The following is a 20,150-nucleotide window of genomic DNA, read 5'->3' as shown; positions in this document are numbered from 1 at the left end:
TAAATTTCAAAACTATTTAAATCTAGAATTAAAGTATTTTACAATACCATAAACAAATAGTATAAAAGTTATCAATTGTAAACCCATTGCTACATCGGGAAATTTCTTTTCTATTAGTTTAGCTAAAACTCCAATTCCAAAACTAATGAGTACTAGAATTAATGATGATGGTGTTTTAAAAAAGGATAGAAATTTGTTCATAAGCGATTATTTGAAAAAACTATCAACAAACTCATATTTATTAAATACTTGTAAATCTTCAAGACCTTCACCTACTCCAATATATTTTACAGGAATTTGAAATTGATCTGAAATTCCAATTACAACACCGCCTTTAGCCGTTCCGTCTAATTTTGTTACAGCTAAGCAAGATACTTCTGTTGCAGCTGTAAATTGTTTAGCTTGCTCAAATGCATTTTGACCAGTAGAACCATCAAGAACTAAAAGTACGTCATGAGGTGCATCATCTGTTACTTTTTGCATAACGCGTTTTACTTTTGATAATTCACTCATTAAACCCACTTTATTGTGTAAACGACCAGCTGTATCAATAATTACTACATCAGCATTTTGTGCAACAGCACTTTGCAAAGTATCAAAAGCTACCGATGCAGGATCAGAACCCATTTGTTGTTTTACAATTGGAACACCCACTCTATCTGCCCATATTTGCAATTGATCTATGGCAGCAGCACGAAAAGTATCGGCAGCACCAAGAACAACTTTATATCCAGATTTTTTAAATTGATATGCTAATTTTCCTATTGTTGTAGTTTTTCCAACACCATTAACGCCAACAACCATAATTACATAAGGTTTTTTATTGGCTGGAATTTTAAATTCAGATTCTTCACCCGATTTAGTTTCAGATAAAAGTCCAGAGATTTCTTCTCTAAGAATTTGATTCAATTCGTCAGTTCCAAGATATTTATCGTTAGAAACTCTTTCTTCAATACGTTTGATAATTTTTAAAGTCGTTTCTACACCTACATCGGAAGAAACAAGTATTTCTTCAAGGTTGTCTAAAACTTCGTCATCAACTTTAGATTTTCCTGCAACAGCTTTTGTTAGCTTAGAAAAAAAAGAAGTTTTTGTTTTTTCTAAACCTTTATCTAATGTTTCTTTCTTTTCTGATGAAAATATTCTTTTAAAAAAACTCATCTTTTTATTCTGGTTAATGATTAGGATTGCATCTCCAATATTTAAAAGGCACTAATTGATTACAAATATAAAAATAAAAAAGCTACTTCCATTAGAAAGTAGCTTTGATATATATTTATTTAAGAATTATTTCTTTTGCAAGAAACCATCAACTTCTTCTGGTGTCATGATACTTTCTTGAAAAGTATATGCACCTGTTTTAGGTGATTTTACCATCTTGATAGCTTTAGTCAATCTTTTAGATGATGTCTGTAATGTTGCAACGGTCTTTTTTGCCATGATTCAAATGTGTATTTTTATTTAAAAATAAATCTTCAAATGTGACCATTTGAATTTTTCTTAAATTTCTAATTATTTAATTTCTTTGTGAACAGTCATTCTCTTTAAGATTGGATTAAATTTCTTAATCTCTAATCTATCTGGAGTGTTTTTTTTGTTTTTATTTGTAATGTAACGAGAAGTTCCTGGAAGACCAGTTCCTTTGTGCTCTGTACATTCTAAAATCACTTGTATTCTATTACCTTTCTTTGCCATCTTGCTTTATTTTTATTGGATAAGGAATTATTTAATAAATCCATTAGCTTTAGCAGTTTTCAATACTGCAGCTAATCCATTTTTATTGATTGTTTTTATTGTAGAAGCAGCTACTCTTAGAGTAACCCATCTGTCTTCTTCAGCAAGATAGAAACGTTTTTTAACTAAGTTTACAGAAAATTTTCTCTTAGTTTTGTTCATTGCGTGAGAAACATTATTTCCTACCATCGCTCTTTTACCTGTAAGGTCACAAACTCTTGACATTATGCTTATCTTTTATCGTTATTCAAATCGAGGGTGCAAAGAAACAAAAAAGAAACCTTATTCACAAAAAAATACTAGAGATTTTTTAAAATTTCTTTTTGAATCATTTCAAATGCTTTGTTTACGGCTCTATCTATCACTTTTTCACGTGGTTGGCCAAAATTAAATTCTTCAACAATAACTCCACTTGGTGTTGCTAAGGCTATAAAAACAGTTCCAATTGTTGCATCTGCGTCTCCTTTTAATGGTCCGGCGTTACCAGTTGTAGCAATTGCATAGTCGGTTTTCATCAATTTTTGAACTCCTAGTGCCATTTGTGTTGCAACTTGACTACTTACAACAGAAAACGCATCTATTGCTTGTTGTGAAACTCCTAAAACCGAAACCTTAGTCTCTGTGGCATAAGAAACTACGCTTCCTACAAAATAACTAGAAGCACCTGAAACTGATGCAAAAACTTGTGCAATTTTTCCTCCAGTACAACTTTCGGCAGTAGAGATAGTTTTTCCTTGTTGGGTTAATAATCGTCCTAAAACAACTTCAATTGTTTCGTCTTCATCAAATCCGACGATGATGTCGCCAATTATTTTAGTTAACGATATTACGTTTTCATCGATTGCTTTTTCTAGGATTTCTTTGTTTGTTCCTCGTGCAGAAAGTCGCAAACGAACTCTTCCTGGAGCAGGTAAATAGGCTAATTTTATAAACTCTGGCAAATTATTTTCCCAATCTTCAATTCGCTCAGCTACAAGGCTTTCACCTTGCCCATAGGTTAAAATTGTTTTGTGTAAAATATAGGGTCTTTTGTATTCGCGAACTACTTTGGGTAGTATTTCATTTTCTACTAAATATTTCATTTCGTATGGAACTCCAGGCAACGAAATAAATACTGTATTTTCTTTTTTCATCCACATGCCTGGTGCTGTTCCTACTTTATTAAAAAGCACGTGACATTTAGAAGGAACAAGAGCTTGATCTTTGTTCATTTGGGTAATTGGACGATTGAATATTCCTTCTATCAAGGCTGTAACATGATCCAAAACTTCATCATTTTGAATTAATTTATCGTCAAAATATTCGCAGAAAGTATGTTTGGTGATATCGTCTTTTGTTGGTCCTAATCCGCCTGTTATAACTACTAGATCGACTTTATTTTGTAGTGATAAAAAAGTGTCTAAAATTTGTTTTTTATCGTCGGAAATGGAGAGCATTTCAGTAATTTGAATTCCAATTTTATCGAGTGATTTGGCTATAAAACCTGAATTTGTATCTATAATTTGTCCTATTAGTATTTCATCTCCAATAGTTACTATGGTTGCTTTCAATGGGTATTAAATTTTAGCTGTTTAAATTAAATCTTATTTAAGAGCAAAGATAATACAAAGAATACTATGGAATGCTTTTTTAGCCCCGATTGTAATGGAAATCCTTTTTTAGTTTTCTTGGGTTAATGCCCAAGAAAACTAAAAAAGATTGTAATGAAAAGCGGGAATTACCACTGCTGATAATTCCCGAGCCATTCGCTTCTAATTATTATAAATCAAAGTCTTTTTTTATTTCTTTAATTGCTTTTTCTACTTGATCATGAATGCTATCAAAGGTTGCTTCAATTTCTTTTTTCTTGCCTTCTGCTCTTGTCCATGCTTCTACTTGAAGAATTTCTTCGTAGGCCATTGTCATTCCTAATAAATCTAGGGTTGGTTTTATTTTGTGTGCGTAGGCATAGGCTTGTTTGTGATCTTTGGTTTTTATACCAAGTTCAATTTGTTTTAAATCTTGAGGTACTTCTGTCACAAAAAGTGTGATAATTTGTATTACAAATTCTGGATCGTTATCCGAAAGTGCATAAACTTTTGAGAGGTTATAATTTATTGCCATTACTTAACTTGTATTCTAAATGATTTTTTATTTTCTATGAATCCTTCTAATATATCGTTGGGTTTTACAGCGCTTACTCCTTCTGGTGTTCCTGTAAAAATAATATCGCCTTTTTTGAGTGTAAAATATTGAGAAACATAAGCAATTAGTTCGTCAATTTTCCACAGCATGTGACTTGTATTTCCTGATTGAACAACTTGTGAGTTGTTTAATAATTCAAAATTAATATTTTCTAGCGAAATGAAATCTTTTTTCGGTAAAAAGTCTCCAATAACCGCTGAACCGTCAAATGCTTTAGATTTTTCCCATGGTAAACCTTTTTCTTTGAGCTTGGTTTGTAAATCTCGAGCTGTAAAATCAATTCCTAATCCTATTTCGTCGTAATAATTGTGTGCAAATTTGGGTTCAATATATTTTCCTACTTTATTTATTTTTACTAAAATCTCTACCTCATGATGTACATCGTTGCTAAACTCTGGAATAACAAATGGATGTTGCTTAAGGAGTATTGCTGAATCGGGTTTCATAAAAATAACTGGCTCATCGGGTCTTTCATTGTGAAGTTCCTCAATGTGTTTTACGTAATTTCTACCAATGCAGATTATTTTCATAATTTTCAGTCTCAGTTTTCAGTCTCAGTTTTCAGTTTGCAAACTGTGATGATAGCTTATTTTGTATTTAATTTTCTTAGTTTGATTGCCGTTAAAACCTTTTTTGTATATAACGGAAAATCAGCACCTTGAATCCAACCGTAATATCCTGGTTCTTTTTCAAGTATTTCTTCTACTAATTGTCCTTTATTTTTTCCGAAAGTGAAAATTTCTTTTCCTTCTTTATTTAATGCTATGAATCCTGCAAAATCTACTGATTTTTTTCGTGTTGTAAATTCGGATAACCATTTCATATCGTTGTCTAAATCTTCGTATCTGTCTAGTTGTGCTTTTAGAATTTCGTAGGTTGCCATGGTATCGGCTTCGGCGGAATGCGCATTTTCTAAATTTGTACCGCAATAAAATTTTAATGCTGCGCTTAATGTACGTTCTTCTTTTTTATGAAAAATAGTTTGAACATCAACTGAAACTCTATTTTTCATATCAAAATCAACCTCAGCACGAAGTAATTCTTCGGCAAGAAGTGGAATATCAAATCTATCGGAATTAAATCCAGCCAAATCAGAATCCTTAATCATGTTATGAACTTGAGAAGCTAATTCTTTAAATGTGGGTTCGTTAGCTACTTTTTCGTTTGTAATTCCGTGAACCGCTGTTGTAACTGCAGGAATTGGAATTGTAGGATTTACCAACCATGTTTTACTTTCCTTGTTTCCGTTTGGATATACCTTGAAAATTGATATTTCTACAATTCTATCTTTGGCTACTTCAATTCCAGTTGTTTCAAGGTCAAAAAAGCAAATTGGCCTAGTGAGTTTTAATTCCATATTTTTATATTATCGTTGACAAATATAAAATTTTGTAGTTACCGTTTATCGATATTATGAAAAGTTTTAATCAAAAATTAAGAAACCCTTTCAATTTGTTATTATTGAAAGGGTTACGTTTAAATTTTATTTTAATATTCTCTATTAACGTCAAATGCTTCAAGGTAATCGGCTACACGTTTTACAAAACTTCCGCCGAGTGCTCCATCAACAACTCTATGGTCATAACTGTGTGACAAGAACATTTTTTGACGGATTCCGATGAAATCACCTTCGGGAGTTTCGATTACTGCTGGTACTTTTCTAATGGCACCAAGAGCTAGAATTCCAACTTGTGGTTGGTTGATGATTGGCGTTCCAAACACCGAACCGAAAGTTCCAACGTTTGTTACCGTATATGTTCCACCTTGTGTATCGTCTGGTTTTAATTTTCCTGCTTTGGCACGGTTTCCTAAATCGTTTACAGCTTTTGCCATTCCAACAAGGTTTAATTGGTCAGCGTTTTTAATAACTGGAACAATTAAATTTCCGTTAGGTAATGCTGCAGCCATTCCTAAATTTATATTTTTCTTTTTGATGATGTAATCGCCATCCACCGAAATATTCATTCCCGGGAAATCTTTCAATGCTTTCGCAACGGCTTCCATCATTATTGGAGTAAAAGTCAATTTTTCGCCTTCACGTTTTTCAAAAGCATCTTTAACTTTAGTTCTCCATTTTACAATATTAGTAACGTCAACTTCAATAAACGATTGTACGTGAGCAGAAGTTTGAACTGAAGCAACCATATATCCAGAAATCAACTTACGCATTCTGTCCATTTCGATAATTTCATCGCCACCGTTTACAGAAACTGGAACAGCCTTTGTTTCGGGTTGCGAGTTACGATTTTCGGGTTGAGCAACTTGAGTAATCGTTTGTGTAGGTTGACTTTCGACTTTCGACTTTCGACTTTCGACAAATTTCAATATATCCTCTTTAGTAACACGACCGTCTTTTCCTGAACCTGAAATACTTTCTAGCTCGATAACAGAAACACCTTCTTCTTTAGCAATATTTTTTACTAATGGCGAAAAGAATTTATCTGAACCTGAAAAATCGGCTGGAGCAACACTTTCTTTAGCCGTTTCTACAGTTTTAGCTACTTCAGCTACAATTGGAGCAGCAACATCGGCAGTTTTTGAAGCTTCAACGCTTCCTCCTTCTGTTTCGATAATTGCTATGGTTTGACCAACTTTTACTACATCATTCACTTGGAACAATATTTCGGTTAACGTACCTGAAACTTCACTTGGAACTTCGCTATCTACTTTATCGGTAGCAATTTCTAGTACAGCTTCGTCGGCAGCGATAGTTTCGCCAACATTTTTTAACCAATTGGTAATTGTTGCTTCTGCAACGCTTTCACCCATTTTAGGTAATTTCAATTCAAACTTTGCCATATCTTTAAACTAAAGTTGTGTTTTTTTATAATGATTGCAAAATTAGTAATTTTATCTTCATTTTATAAAGAATATACTAATTTTTTATAACGATAATTTGTCCTCTATCGATTGAATTATTACTTCCAATTGCATAATTAGAATTAGAAATATAATTCTTAAATGTTAAATTCTTGCTTTTATTGAAATTCATGAAATTAATTATCTCTTGAAAACTAAAAGATTTTGTATCAAAAATGATTTCGATATTCGAATTTTCTTCATTTTTAAATTGGGAAAAATTATTTAAAATTGTTGTTTTCTTTGTCAAATTTAATTGTAATTCTTCTTTTGAAAAAAAGATGTATTGATTAATTTCTCTTTTAATTATTTTGGATTGATTTTTCTTGATTAGCGAAAAAATTATAGCTCCAATTTTCATAAAAAAACTAAATAGTACCGATTTTTTGAAATGCTTTTTATAGAAAAATTCCATTGCTTCTTGAAAACGTTTCATGTACTTTTCATCACGAACTGTACTTTCACCTTTATAATGAATTACCGTTGTTTCATGAAAATAATAATTCGATTTTCCTTTTTGCAACGCCATATAACTCAAATCAATATCGTCAGAATACATGAAGCAATTTTCATCGAAACCACCAATTTCATTATACAAATCGCGTTTCATAACCATAAAAGCGCCAACCAAAATATCCACTTTTCCCGATTGATTTTCGGTTAAATGTTGGGCGTAATATTTTCCGAATAGATTTGAAACTTTATACAAACCAAAGATTTTTGTGAAGGCAACCCAAGGTGTTGGAACTCCGCGTTTGCTTTCGGGCAGAAAATTTCCTGTACCGTCGATTAATTTACAACCGATTATTCCGAGTTGCGAGTTTCGGGTTGCGAGTTTCGAGTTTAAAATTGAGGTAAATGTATCTTCTGAAACAACTGTGTCTGGATTTAAAATACAAATAAATTCGCCTTTGGCTTGTGCTACTCCAATATTATTTCCTTTTGGAAAACCTAGATTTTCTTTATTTTCGATAAGTTTTACGTTTGGAAACAATTCTTTCATCATCGCGCAACTATCATCTGACGAATTGTTGTCGATTACAATGATTTCGCCATCAATGTTTTCAAGTGCTTTTTGGACACTTAAAACGCATTGCTCTAGAAAATAGCGCACATTATAATTAAGGATGATTACGGATAGTTGCATGGGACAAATTTAAAGCAACTTATTTAATTCTTCAGGATTTTTTTGATTGTTGAAAAATAATAGTAATTCTATTAAATTTAAATTATTATTAATTGTGTAAAATAAAGTCGTTTGCTTCGATAAAATTAAAGAATAAGAATTCCTCAAATTTACTTTTCCAATAAACGGATTGGTGGAAATTCTATTTATTTCAGTATTTACAAGATTTTCAAAATTTAAAACTTCTTTAAAATTCCATTTATAATAGATGTAATCAATTTCTTCATGATAAGAATTTAAAGCAGTTACTGTCCAAACAATTTTAAAAATCATTTTAAAAATGGATATTTTTCTTTAGTCATTTTCATAACTTCTTCAGTTGTAAATGTCTTTCCTTCTGCAGCTTCTTTGATTGATTTTTCAATTACTTTGATAAATAATGGATGCTCTTCAATATTTGCATAAGTTTTCTCTTTTGAATATTCCGTAATTGGTTCTTCAACTTTATTTAAGTCTAGCTTTTTATCCTTTTTATTTGAATTATCACTCATGGCAAATAGTTTAGAAAACCAAATGTACGAATTAAAATAATTGTTGTTTTGAAATAAGGAACAAAAATAAAAGACAATAACTATTTAGCCCTGATTGTAATGGAAATCCTTTTATTAATTGTTTCGGGTTTAAACCCGAGGCAATTGATAAAAGATTGGAATGAAAAGCAGGAAAATGGATAGCAAATAAAACTTAAGCCATTCGCTTCTGAAACAATTCGTAATTGGTAATTTTTAATTCGTAATTTATAGCTTACTTTTGCAAAAAAAATACACTTGTGAATTACCTTTCTGTAGAAAATATATCGAAATCATTTGGCGAACGAACGTTGTTTAAGGACATTTCGTTTGGAATTAATAAAGACCAAAAAATTGCTTTTATTGCCAAAAATGGGTCGGGCAAAACCCAAATAATGAAAATTATTAATGGCGACGACACGCCTGATACTGGGCAAGTTGTAATGAGAAAAGAAATTAAAATGTCGTTTTTATCGCAGGTTCCACAATTGCAAGATGAGTTGACGGTTGAGGAAAGTATTTTTGCATCTGATAATGAAATTCTACATGTAATTGAGCGTTACGAAAAAGCACTTGAAAACCCAGAAGATAGCGAAGCTTATGAAAAAGCGTTTGACGACATGGATCGTTTTAATGCTTGGGATTTTGAAACGCAGTTCAAACAAATTTTGTTTAAATTGAAGTTGGAAGATTTCAAATTGAAGGTAAAAAACATGTCTGGTGGACAGAAAAAACGTCTATCGTTGGCGATTATTTTGATTAATAAACCTGATTTATTGATATTGGATGAGCCTACGAATCACCTTGATTTAGAGATGATTGAATGGCTAGAAAGTTATTTTGCTAAAGAAAATGTTACGTTGTTTATGGTTACGCACGACCGTTTCTTTTTGGAACGCGTTTGCAACGAGATTATAGAATTGGATAACGGAAAATTATACAGTTACAAAGGAAATTACTCTTATTATTTAGAGAAAAAAGAAGAACGACTTGCTTCTGAAAATGCAAGTGTTGATAAAGCTCAAAATCTTTTTGTGAAAGAATTGGCTTGGATGCGAAGACAACCAAAAGCTCGAACTACAAAGTCAAAATCGCGTCAAGATGATTTTTATGTGATTAAAGAAAAAGCAGAAAGTCGCCGAAAAGAAAACAAAATTGAACTTGAAATTAATATGGAACGTCTTGGTAGCAAGATTATTGAGTTGCATAAAATTTCTAAAAGATTTGGTGATAAAAAGATTTTAGAGAATTTTAGTTTCGATTTTCAGCGTGGTGCTCGAATTGGGATTATTGGTAAAAACGGAACAGGAAAATCGACTTTTTTGAACTTATTGACGCAAACAATTCCGACCGATTCTGGAAAAGTTATTACAGGTGATACAATCAAAATTGGTTATTATACTCAAAGCGGAATTAACCCAAAACCGGGACAACGCGTTATTGATATTATTAAGGAATATGGAGAATATATTCCGTTGATGAAAGGGAAATTGATTTCGGCTTCACAATTATTGGAGCGCTTTTTATTTGACAGTAAAAAACAATACGATTTTGTTGAAAAATTGAGTGGTGGCGAATTGAAACGATTGTATTTATGTACGGTTTTGATTCAGAATCCTAACTTTTTGATTTTGGATGAGCCAACAAATGACCTAGATATTGTAACGTTGAACGTATTAGAAAGTTTCTTGTTGGATTTCCCAGGTTGCTTGCTTGTGGTTTCGCACGACCGATATTTCATGGATAAAATTGTTGATGATTTATTCGTGTTTAGAGGCGATGGAATTGTAGAAAATTTTCCTGGAAATTATTCTGATTTTAGAGCATACGAAGATTCGGCTGAACCAGCAAATAAAGACGATAACAAGGAAAAGAACAATTGGAAACAAGCGAAAACTATTTCGGCTGGATTGAATTTTAACGAGCAAAAAGAATTCAATAAAATCGAAAAAGAGATTAAAGATTTAGAACATCAGAAAAAACAAATCGAGCAATTATTCTCTGATGGAAAAGTTGCTGATAACGAAATTGAAGCTAAGGCAAATGAATTGCAAAAAGTAATCAATTTAAAAGAAGAAAAAGAAGAACGTTGGTTTGAGCTTTCTTCTAAAATGGAATAATTAAAAAGTGTTCAGTTTTGAGTCTTTAGTTGGCAGTACTGAACACTTAAAACTAAATACTGAACACTTTTATTAATGCTATTTCAAATAAAATCATATTTAAATTTCCTTTGGAACTCCAAGAATCAACATGGTGTTCATTCTCCATTTGTATATAATTTGGTAACGAAATGCTTTTACGATAAAAAGAATTATCCTGAATATTCTATTTTAAAAAACTACAGAAATTCACTTTTAGAAAATAAAAACACGATTGAAGTAACCGATTTTGGTGCTGGTTCAAGAGTTTTTAAAAGTAACACTCGTGCCATAAATCAAATTGCGAAAAATGCAGGGATTTCATCTAAAAGAGCTGAATTATTATTCAGAATTGTAAATTATTTTCAACCTGAAACTATTCTAGAAATTGGAACTTCATTAGGATTAGCAAGTTCTGCCCTATCATTAGGAAATAAAAATTCAAAGATTATTACTTTAGAAGGTTGTCCAAATACAATGGCAATTGCAAAAAATCAATGTCAATTGCAAAATCTAAATAACATTGAATTTGTAAATACTGAATTTTCTAGCTATCTAAAAAACCCGAAACCCGAAACCCGAAACTCGAAACTCATCTACTTTGACGGTAACCATTCTAAAAAAGCAACTTTAGAATATTTTGAGCTTTTACTTCCTACAATTACCAATGATTCTGTTTGGATTTTTGACGATATTCATTGGAGTGCAGACATGGAAGAAGCTTGGGAAATTATAAAAATTTATCCACAAGTTACAGTAACTATTGACACGTTTCAATGGGGAATTATTTTTTTTAGAATTGAACAAGAAAAAGAACATTTTGTGATTAGAACATAAAAAAAATGGCAACCATCCCTGATTGCCATTTCTCCACTTGAATTAATAATTGTAGTTATTCTTTTGCTTCGGCAGTTTCTCTACTTTTAGCACCAACTCTGTTTAATTTAAACATTGGTCCAAATTTAAATTTAATTGAAGCAATTTTGGTATTATCATCAGATGTTAAACCTTCTTTTTCAACAGTATTTTTTCTGCTGTCCAATGCTTCATACATCAATTTTATTTCATCATAATCTTCTCTAGAAAAATCACCTTTGTTGTCTTTATAAGCTTGGAAAAAAGTATCATATACTTTCAAAATATTATCTTTATTCACCCAAGCAAAACTCATATCATCGCCAATTTTTCCGGCTCCAAACAATCTGTCTCTTAACAACTGACTTGGACTAGCTGCAGCAACAACTTTATTTTGTGTAGACTTAGCCTCAATAGTAGCTTTCAATTCATCATATTTAGCTGCTGCTGCATCAATTTTTTCTTGTGCTGAAGTTTTGGTAGCTTCATCAAGAGTAGCTAAAGACTCGTTGGCACTTGTGCTTTTTCTATCAAAATCAACCGCTATTTTCTCCCAATTGGTTTCGGCATCGGCTGCAGAAACTGCTTTTAATGAATCAACATAACTTTCCAATTCGCTAATTCTTTTATCGGCCATTTCTTTATCTTTGTTTTGACAAGAAACCATTCCTAATAGAATCATTGAAAACAATCCAAATTTTAATACATTTTTTTTCATAATAAATAAGTTTTAATATTTATGGTAAAATTATCTCAAACATCAACTTAGTCTGTTACACAATTAAAACTTAAACTTATATAAATCGCATTTATTTCTTTTTGAAATTTGTAACTTTATCCAGATTTAAACTACTAATCATTTATTAGTTAAAAATAAATTATGTCAAATCCACTTATAAATATTACCAACATCAAGCGTGATTTCGTTCTTGGAACAGAAATTATATACGTTTTAAAAGGAATCGATTTACAAATCAACAAAGGTGAATATGTTGCATTAATGGGTCCATCGGGTTCAGGAAAATCTACATTAATGAATCTTTTAGGTTGTCTAGACACACCTACATCTGGCAGTTACATCCTTAACGGAAAAGATGTTTCGCAAATGCACGACGACGATTTGGCAGAAATTAGAAATAAAGAAATTGGTTTTGTTTTTCAAACCTTCAATCTTTTACCAAGAACAACAGCGCTAGATAATGTTGCTTTGCCAATGATTTATGCTGGATACTCTAAATCTGAAAGAAATAAAAGAGCGACCGAAGTTTTAACCCAAGTAAATCTTGCCGATAGAATGGACCATCAACCCAACCAACTTTCTGGAGGACAAAGACAAAGAGTAGCCGTTGCTAGAGCGCTAGTAAATAGACCTTCTATAATTCTTGCCGATGAGCCAACCGGAAATCTAGACAGTAAAACATCAGTAGAAATCATGAAACTTTTTGGAGATATTCACGCATCAGGCAACACGGTAATTCTTGTAACTCATGAGGAAGATATTGCCAAATATGCCCACAGAATAATCCGTTTGAGAGATGGATTAATAGAAAGTGACACTCAAAATGTTGATCATTTATAAAATTAAACCTAATTTTTTGAAAAAAAATTTAATCTAAGAAGAATTATATCTTATTTTTTTAATAAAAAATCCCGAAAAATTTCGGGATTTTTTATTTTTTATTTTTATTTTTTTTGAGAAATTAATTATAACTAATTTTTTTAAATGGATAGTAAACTACTCAAAACTCAATCCAATCTGACCATCATCATCCAATTCTGTTTGAATATTTTCAGAAATAATATCATCTTCAGAAACTTCCAATTCTTCTGCAACTACTTCTTCTGCTGCTTCGTAAGGCAACGATTCCAAAAGATTGACTTGTTTTAATTTATCCGAAGTCAATTGATTTCCAATGGCTTTTATTCCTTTTACAGCAATAAATTCCTCAAGATTAATGATTTGATTTTCTTTTTGAAAGCCTTTTACTTTAGCAAAAATAATTTCGGCAACTGGTCGCCAATCGGTAGAAACAATTTCCAATTGTGATTTTTCATGTTCAGTAATAAAAATCTCTTCTTTGTTTTCATTTTCAACCAAGAATCGTTTGATAAAATAACGCTCTTTTTCTCCATCATAATAAATGGTAGCAATTGGTTTCTTCGGATTCCATTTTTCCATTACAATCATATCTTCGTCGAAATGGGTTGTCAATTCTGGAATAATTGTTTTTAATTTACCTGATTGATTGATGATTAAAAGTCGGTCGTTTGGTCTAAATTCACCCAACAACTCACCTCTTCCATCAACATTTAATCTTTGAACTGTATCATCAAACCAAACTTTTCTTGGACGCAAAGTAGAAATTCCTTTTTCTTTCAATTCAATTTTCTTGATAGGATATTTCGTAACGGTATTTCCGCGAGAAGCACGACCTTTTATAGCAATATCAGTAAAATCTAAATCCCATTTTAGTTTTTTTACACTTCCAACTTGGCGTAACAAAATCGTTACAACTTCTGCTTCACCATTTGGATTTGCAGAGAAATACAACACTTGACTTCCTGCTTTTTCTTGTGTTAAATCGTAAAATTTATCACGAGTAACTCCCGAAACATTGAAACGTTTTATAAAAGTAGAACCATTTTTACCATCACGATACATCATGTTGTAGATAGTTCGCTTGTCATTTTTGTCAAAAACAGCAATGTGAATAATATCTTTTCCAACGAATTTCTTATCATCGACTTTGGCAATCATCATTTTTCCATCGCGCAAGAAAACGATAACATCATCAATATCAGAACAATCGGCAACGTATTCGTCTTTTTTCAAACCAGTTCCAAAGAAACCTTCTTCTTTGTTTACGTATAATTTAGTATTTCTTAAAACCACTTTCGTAGCTTCAATATTTTCAAAACTTCTCAATTCCGTTTGACGCTCGCGACCTTTTCCGTATTTTTCTTTTAATCGAGCAAAATAGTCAATAGCAAAATCAATTAGATTGTCTAAATGATGTTGCACTTCTTTCATTTCATCTTCCAATTTAGAAATTACATCATCGGCTTTGTCCGAGTCGAAACGTGTAATACGAATCATCGGAATTTGAGTTAATTTCTGCAAATCGTCATCCAAAATTTCTCTAACAAATGACTTTTTAAACGGTTCAAATGCTTTGTACATGTATACATAAAGCGATTCTCTATCAGAATACAATTTGAAATCAATATACATTTCTTCACGAATGAAAATCTTTTCTAAAGTAGAGAAATGCCATTTGTTTTTAAGTTCTTCCAATTGAATTTCCAACTCTTGACGAAGTAAATCAACGGTTCTTTCGGTCGAAATTTTCAACATGTGCGAAACGCCAACAAAAAGTGGTTTGTTATCTTCAATCACACAGCCTAATGGCGCAACCGACGTTTCGCAAGCCGTAAACGCATACAAAGCATCAATCATTTTATCTGGAGAAACTCCTGGAAATAAGTGAATTAAAATCTCAACTTCGGCAGCGGTATTGTCTTCAATTTTCTTGATTTTGATTTTCCCTTTTTCATTCGCTTTCAAAATACTATCAATCAAAGTCGTAGTATTTGTAGAAAACGGAATTTGAGTAATCACCAATGTTTGCTTGTCTAATTGCGCAATTTTGGCACGAACACGAACACGTCCGCCACGAAGTCCATCGTTATAATTAGATACATCAGCAATTCCGGCAGTTTGAAAATCGGGATAAATTGTAAAGGGTTTTCCTTTCAAAATTTTTATTGACGCATCAATCAATTCGTTAAAATTGTGAGGCAAAACTTTAGTCGAAAGTCCAACCGCAATTCCCTCAGCACCAGAAGCCAAAAGCAACGGAAACTTTACAGGAAGATTATTTGGTTCGGCACGACGACCATCGTAGGACATTCCCCAATCGGTAATTTTAGGAGAATACAAAACTTCTAAAGCAAATTTTGACAAACGTGCTTCAATATATCTCGAAGCCGCTGCGCTATCGCCGGTTAGAATATTTCCCCAGTTTCCTTGACAATCAATAAGCAATTCTTTTTGACCAATTTGCACCATAGCATCACCAATACTCGCATCTCCGTGAGGATGATACTGCATCGTATGCCCAACGACATTCGCCACTTTATTGTAACGACCATCATCCAACTCTTTCAGCGAGTGCATAATACGACGCTGTACTGGTTTGAATCCGTCTTCAATTGCAGGAACGGCACGCTCCAAAATCACATAGGAAGCGTAATCCAAAAACCAGTCTTTGTACATTCCTGTAACTTTGGTAATGGTATCTTCTGGATTTTCGTCGTTTTCGTAAAAGTGATTTTTGCCTGTTGAAACTATGTCTTCAAAGCCTTCGTCAGCAATTTCGTCGTTGGTTGATTCGTCTAACTCGTCGTTAGTTTCTTCGTTACTATTCTCTTCTTCTTCGTCTTTCATTTATGCCTTTTTTGTAGCACAAAGTTTCACTAAGTTTTTACACAAAGTATCACAATGTTTATATAATCAATCTTTTTATACCATCTTTCAATGATCTTTTATAAAAATTTAATAGCAAGCCTAATTTACAATCTGAAAGTCGCATATAAGTTAAACATTGAGCTGTGTGTTCAATTGTAAAATCTTCAACTACTTTCAATTCAATTATGACTTTTTTATTTACAATAATATCAACTCTGTAACCGCAATCAAATTTTATTTCATCATAAATTACAGGATAAGCTTTTTCTTGCTCTACTTCTAATCCACATTTTGCAAGTTCATAAGCCAAGCATTCTCTGTAAACTTTTTCTAGTAAACCCGAACCGAGTTTCGTGTGAACCTTAAAAGCACAATCTAAAATGATTCTACTTATCTCATTTTCTTCAATCATATTTTTTGTATCACAATGTTACTCAAAGTTTTTCACGAAGTTTCTCTATGCTTTTTTTAAAAAAATTATTCAATTTCTGTTCTATCCCAATGTTTCTCAAAGTTTTTTTTATTTTTTTGTGTGACTTTGTGCTAAGCATTGTGAAACTTTGTGCTCCAAAAACTTTGTTCTCCATCAATTACTTCTCCACCAATTCCTTATCCAATTCCACTTTCAAATTATTGATGATAAAAATCTGTCTATCTGGTGTATTTTTACCCATATAGAATTCTAACAACGTTTCTATTGATGTGGCTTTGTCCAACATTACTGGATCTAATCGGATGCTTTCGCCAATGAAATTCTTGAACTCATCTGGAGAAATTTCTCCCAATCCTTTAAATCGTGTGATTTCTGGTTTTGGTTTTAATTTTTCAATGGCATCTCTTCTTTCTTCATCAGAATAGCAATAGATGGTTTCCTTTTTATTTCGAACACGGAATAAAGGCGTTTGCAAAATATATAAATGTCCTTCCTTAATCATTTCTGGAAAAAACTGAAGAAAAAACGTAATCAATAATAGTCGAATGTGCATTCCATCGACATCCGCATCGGTAGCAATTACGATATTATTATAACGCAAATCTTCGATTGATTCTTCAATATCTAATGCTGCTTGTAGCAAATTGAACTCTTCGTTTTCGTAAACAATTTTCTTCGACATTCCGTAAGAATTCAAAGGTTTACCACGCAAACTAAAAACAGCTTGTGTATTCACATCACGACTTTTGGTAATCGAACCCGAAGCCGAATCTCCTTCGGTAATAAAAAGCGTACTTTCTAAACTTCTTGGATTTTTAGCATCGGTTAAATGCACACGACAATCGCGTAATTTTTTATTATGCAAACTCGATTTCTTGGCTCTGTCTTTAGCTAATTTTCTAATTCCAGAAAGTTCTTTACGTTCGCGTTCGGCTTGTAAAATCTTGCGTAAAAGCAAATCGGCAGCTTCTGGATTTTTATGTAAAAAATTATCTAATTTAGTTGTGATAAAATCATGAATAAACGTTCGAACCGTTGGACCATTTGGACCAATATCGTTGGAACCCAATTTGGTTTTGGTTTGACTTTCAAAAACTGGTTCTTCCACTTTTATTGAAACCGCAGAAACGATTGATTTTCTTATATCCGAAGCTTCAAAACCTTTGTTATAATATTCACGAATGGTTTTTACAATGGCTTCACGAAACGCGTTTAAGTGCGTTCCACCTTGTGTTGTATTTTGTCCGTTTACAAACGAATGATATTCTTCGGAATATTGTGATTTACTGTGTGTTAATGCAATTTCGATATCTTCACCTTCCAAATGAATGATTGGATATTGCATATCTTCTTCGGCAATTGTTTCCTCTAACAAATCTTTTAAACCAAATTCTGAAAGGTATTTTTCACCGTTATAATAAATCGATAATCCACGATTTAGATAACAATAATTTTTGAGCATTTTGATAATATACTCATTTCGGTATTTGTAGTTTTTGAAAATCGCTTCATCAGCAATAAAGGCAACTTTTGTACCTTTTCGCTTTGTTGATTCAATTACATCTTCCTCAATTGTTAGATTTCCTTCCGAAAATTCGGCGGCTTTTTGTTGGTTATCACGAACCGATTCTACTCGGAAATAATTGGATAAAGCATTAACAGCTTTGGTACCAACTCCATTTAAACCAACCGATTTTTTAAATGCTTTGGAGTCATATTTTCCACCAGTATTCATTTTTGAAACTACATCAACGACTTTACCTAATGGAATTCCACGACCATAATCACGAACGGTTACCAATTTATCTTTTATGGTGACTTCAATGACTTTTCCTGCGCCCATAACGAATTCGTCGATGCAGTTATCAATAACTTCTTTGAGCAAAATATAAATTCCGTCATCTGGCGAAGAACCGTCACCGAGCTTCCCAATGTACATTCCGGGACGCATTCTAATGTGTTCTTTCCAATCGAGTGAGCGTATATTGTCTTCGTCGTATTTAGTTTCGTCTGCCATTTTAAAAAAAATCGTTTGAGTGCTAATTTAGTGAAAATTGATAGCTTTTAAAGAGGAATTTAGAGAAGTTATTAAGATGATATTGACAATGTAAAGTACAAGGTTAGAAATACGAAATACAAGGTTAAAATCAAAAATAAAAAAGCAAATAAACAAAAAAATAATCCACCATTTTTTGCTATTTTTATTAAAAATGGCGGATTATAATTAAATTAAATTTCCATTTTACAAAATAAATTGTAAATTTGGAAAAATAATTTTTATGAAATCGCCATTAACAAAAAGTTTGCGTAAGCAAACACCAATAAATAAAAAAGCGATACCATATATGACCGCTAAAAAATAAATTTTACATATATGAAAATAATTGGAAGATTTTTTGAAAAAACACTCTTGCAACAAATAGTTGATGACAATAAACCAGCATTTGTAGCAGTTTATGGCAGAAGACGTGTTGGAAAAACCTATTTAATAAAAGAATATTTTAATAACAATTTTACTTTTTATGCCACAGGTTTAGCCAATAGCAACACACAATCGCAATTAATCAATTTTAGTTTGGCCTTGAATCAATCATTTTCTAATGATTTTGAAGTTCCGAAGAGCTGGTTGGAAGCTTTTTTTTTATTAAAAAAACAATTAGAAAAAAAGAAAGGGAAAAAAGTAGTTTTTCTAGACGAATTACCATGGTTTGACACAAAAAAATCAGAATTTATAACCGGTTTAGAGTGGTTTTGGAACAGTTGGGCAAGTTCACAGGAAAATCTAAAACTAATTGTTTGCGGATCTTCGGCTTCGTGGATGCTCAACAAATTGATTGCTAATCGTGGTGGTTTGCACAATAGAGTTACACATAGAATGAAAATTGAACCGTTTTCGCTTTATGAAACCGAACTATTTTTAGAAAGCAAATCTATAAAACTGGATCGATACCAAATAACCAATTTATACATGGTTATGGGCGGAATTCCTTATTATTTGGAGCAAGTAAACAAAGGAATGAGTGCTACACAAAATATTGAGAAAATCTGTTTTGACAAAAATGGACTTTTGCGAACCGAATTTAATTATGTTTTTGCATCACTTTTCAATAATGCAGCATTTCATGAAAAAATCATTAGAACTATTTTTGAATTGGGTGCAAGAGCAACAAGAGAAGAGATTTTACACAAAATGAACATTGGTTCGAGTGGTGAATTTTCTAAAAAAATAAAAGAACTAGAAGAAAGTGGTTTTGTAAAATCGTATGTGCCATTTGGTGCGAATAAAACCAAAAAAATATATGCCATAAGCGATTATTACACTTTATTTTATTTGAAATTTATTGAAAATTCTAAAAACAGTTCGTGGCTAAGTAAAAGCAACAATCCTGAGGTTATTATTTGGAACGGATTAGCATTTGAGCAAATTTGTTGGGATCATACTAAAAGCATCAAAAAAGCATTGGGAATTGATGGTGTTTATACGGAAACTACGATTTGGAATAAAAAAGGAACAGCTCAGAATAAAGGTGCACAAATAGATTTAATTATTGACCGAAAAGACCGAACCATCAATTTATTTGAAATAAAATATTCTATCAATGAATATGAAATTACCAAAAGCTACGACGAGGTTTTGCGTAACAAACTCACTGCTTTTAAAACATTTACCAAAACCCGAAAGTCTGTTTTTGTCATGTCCTAAAATACGTTGACCATTTTTAGGTTATTAATTGAATCAAAAATACGGATTTGTAATCGGAACATTGATAACTTTTTTTAAAAA

21 protein-coding genes are annotated in these 20,150 nt (G+C 32.0%); 4 read left to right on the top strand and 17 right to left on the bottom strand.

Annotation, left to right across the window (positions count from 1 at the left end; translation table 11 throughout):
• Positions 1 to 12: 12 nt before the first annotated feature.
• The 13 genes from ACH2CG_RS11560 to ACH2CG_RS11500 all read right to left on the bottom strand — a co-directional run bounded on the left by ACH2CG_RS11560 (position 13) and on the right by ACH2CG_RS11500 (position 8,454).
• Positions 13 to 201 carry a hypothetical protein gene (locus ACH2CG_RS11560; protein ID WP_395065323.1) on the bottom strand — a complete coding sequence of 63 codons (189 nt, stop codon included), beginning with the start codon at positions 199 to 201 and terminating at the stop codon, positions 13 to 15.
• Positions 202 to 207: 6 nt separating this feature from the next.
• The gene (ftsY, locus tag ACH2CG_RS11555; protein WP_395065321.1) at positions 208 to 1,161 is read right to left on the bottom strand and encodes a signal recognition particle-docking protein FtsY; all 954 of its coding nucleotides are present in this window, start codon (positions 1,159 to 1,161) and stop codon (positions 208 to 210) included.
• Positions 1,162 to 1,287: 126 nt separating this feature from the next.
• The gene (locus ACH2CG_RS11550) at positions 1,288 to 1,440 is read right to left on the bottom strand and encodes a DUF4295 domain-containing protein (RefSeq protein WP_395065319.1); all 153 of its coding nucleotides are present in this window, start codon (positions 1,438 to 1,440) and stop codon (positions 1,288 to 1,290) included.
• Between the two features lie 72 nt (positions 1,441 to 1,512).
• Entirely contained in the window at positions 1,513 to 1,695 is a 183-nt protein-coding gene (gene rpmG / locus ACH2CG_RS11545; RefSeq protein WP_035126304.1) for a 50S ribosomal protein L33, read from the bottom strand.
• Between the two features lie 27 nt (positions 1,696 to 1,722).
• Entirely contained in the window at positions 1,723 to 1,959 is a 237-nt protein-coding gene (gene rpmB / locus ACH2CG_RS11540; RefSeq protein ID WP_035126302.1) for a 50S ribosomal protein L28, read from the bottom strand.
• Between the two features lie 74 nt (positions 1,960 to 2,033).
• Complete coding sequence (locus ACH2CG_RS11535; RefSeq protein WP_395065317.1) at positions 2,034 to 3,284, bottom strand: CinA family nicotinamide mononucleotide deamidase-related protein; 1,251 nt, start codon at positions 3,282 to 3,284, stop codon at positions 2,034 to 2,036.
• A gap of 208 nt (positions 3,285 to 3,492) precedes the next feature.
• Entirely contained in the window at positions 3,493 to 3,837 is a 345-nt protein-coding gene (locus tag ACH2CG_RS11530; RefSeq protein ID WP_395065315.1) for an Hpt domain-containing protein, read from the bottom strand.
• Positions 3,837 to 4,448, bottom strand: coding sequence for a fumarylacetoacetate hydrolase family protein (locus ACH2CG_RS11525; protein ID WP_395065313.1), 612 nt, complete (start codon positions 4,446 to 4,448; stop codon positions 3,837 to 3,839). The genes ACH2CG_RS11530 and ACH2CG_RS11525 overlap by 1 nt, the downstream gene beginning before the upstream one ends.
• A 56-nt stretch (positions 4,449 to 4,504) precedes the next feature.
• A complete protein-coding gene (locus ACH2CG_RS11520) occupies positions 4,505 to 5,275 on the bottom strand; it encodes an exonuclease domain-containing protein (protein ID WP_395065311.1) in 771 nt (256 codons plus the stop codon).
• Positions 5,276 to 5,406: 131 nt separating this feature from the next.
• The gene (locus ACH2CG_RS11515; protein WP_395065310.1) at positions 5,407 to 6,717 is read right to left on the bottom strand and encodes a dihydrolipoamide acetyltransferase family protein; all 1,311 of its coding nucleotides are present in this window, start codon (positions 6,715 to 6,717) and stop codon (positions 5,407 to 5,409) included.
• 76 nt (positions 6,718 to 6,793) lie between these two features.
• Positions 6,794 to 7,924 (bottom strand): glycosyltransferase family 2 protein, encoded by a 1,131-nt coding sequence (locus ACH2CG_RS11510; RefSeq protein WP_395065308.1) that lies wholly within the window; start codon positions 7,922 to 7,924, stop codon positions 6,794 to 6,796.
• A gap of 9 nt (positions 7,925 to 7,933) precedes the next feature.
• Positions 7,934 to 8,236: a hypothetical protein gene (locus ACH2CG_RS11505; protein ID WP_395065306.1), complete on the bottom strand. Its 303-nt coding sequence runs from the start codon at positions 8,234 to 8,236 to the stop codon at positions 7,934 to 7,936.
• Complete coding sequence (locus ACH2CG_RS11500) at positions 8,233 to 8,454, bottom strand: hypothetical protein (protein ID WP_395065304.1); 222 nt, start codon at positions 8,452 to 8,454, stop codon at positions 8,233 to 8,235. The genes ACH2CG_RS11505 and ACH2CG_RS11500 overlap by 4 nt, the downstream gene beginning before the upstream one ends.
• 278 nt (positions 8,455 to 8,732) lie before the next feature.
• Here ACH2CG_RS11500 and ACH2CG_RS11495 point away from each other — a divergent pair, with 278 nt between their 5' ends.
• Together ACH2CG_RS11495 and ACH2CG_RS11490 are read left to right on the top strand one after the other, a co-directional pair.
• A complete protein-coding gene (locus ACH2CG_RS11495) occupies positions 8,733 to 10,592 on the top strand; it encodes an ABC-F family ATP-binding cassette domain-containing protein (RefSeq protein ID WP_395065302.1) in 1,860 nt (619 codons plus the stop codon).
• A gap of 75 nt (positions 10,593 to 10,667) precedes the next feature.
• On the top strand, positions 10,668 to 11,447 hold the full coding sequence (locus ACH2CG_RS11490) for an O-methyltransferase (protein ID WP_395065300.1): 780 nt from the start codon (positions 10,668 to 10,670) through the stop codon (positions 11,445 to 11,447).
• A 55-nt stretch (positions 11,448 to 11,502) separates the two neighbouring features.
• Here the strand turns inward: ACH2CG_RS11490 and ACH2CG_RS11485 are convergent, their stop codons facing one another.
• Entirely contained in the window at positions 11,503 to 12,183 is a 681-nt protein-coding gene (locus tag ACH2CG_RS11485) for a hypothetical protein (RefSeq protein WP_395065298.1), read from the bottom strand.
• A 162-nt stretch (positions 12,184 to 12,345) separates the two neighbouring features.
• Between ACH2CG_RS11485 and ACH2CG_RS11480 the strand changes: the two genes are divergently transcribed.
• A complete protein-coding gene (locus tag ACH2CG_RS11480) occupies positions 12,346 to 13,044 on the top strand; it encodes an ABC transporter ATP-binding protein (RefSeq protein ID WP_395065296.1) in 699 nt (232 codons plus the stop codon).
• Positions 13,045 to 13,200: 156 nt separating this feature from the next.
• Here ACH2CG_RS11480 and ACH2CG_RS11475 read toward each other — a convergent pair whose 3' ends face one another.
• The 3 genes from ACH2CG_RS11475 to ACH2CG_RS11465 form a co-directional block, all read right to left on the bottom strand.
• Entirely contained in the window at positions 13,201 to 15,912 is a 2,712-nt protein-coding gene (locus ACH2CG_RS11475; RefSeq protein WP_395065294.1) for a DNA gyrase/topoisomerase IV subunit A, read from the bottom strand.
• Between the two features lie 58 nt (positions 15,913 to 15,970).
• Positions 15,971 to 16,345 (bottom strand): GxxExxY protein, encoded by a 375-nt coding sequence (locus tag ACH2CG_RS11470; protein WP_395065292.1) that lies wholly within the window; start codon positions 16,343 to 16,345, stop codon positions 15,971 to 15,973.
• 178 nt (positions 16,346 to 16,523) lie between these two features.
• Positions 16,524 to 18,383, bottom strand: coding sequence for a DNA topoisomerase IV subunit B (locus ACH2CG_RS11465; protein WP_395065290.1), 1,860 nt, complete (start codon positions 18,381 to 18,383; stop codon positions 16,524 to 16,526).
• A gap of 357 nt (positions 18,384 to 18,740) precedes the next feature.
• Between ACH2CG_RS11465 and ACH2CG_RS11460 the strand changes: the two genes are divergently transcribed.
• On the top strand, positions 18,741 to 20,069 hold the full coding sequence (locus ACH2CG_RS11460; RefSeq protein ID WP_395065288.1) for an ATP-binding protein: 1,329 nt from the start codon (positions 18,741 to 18,743) through the stop codon (positions 20,067 to 20,069).
• Positions 20,070 to 20,150: the final 81 nt, after the last annotated feature.

The sequence above is a fragment of the Flavobacterium sp. genome (assembly GCF_043778725.1).
In the GTDB taxonomy this organism is placed as follows: Bacteria; Bacteroidota; Bacteroidia; order Flavobacteriales; family Flavobacteriaceae; genus Flavobacterium.
The sequence above is the reverse complement of the archived record's forward strand: the minus strand, read 5'-3'. Positions and strand labels throughout refer to the sequence as shown.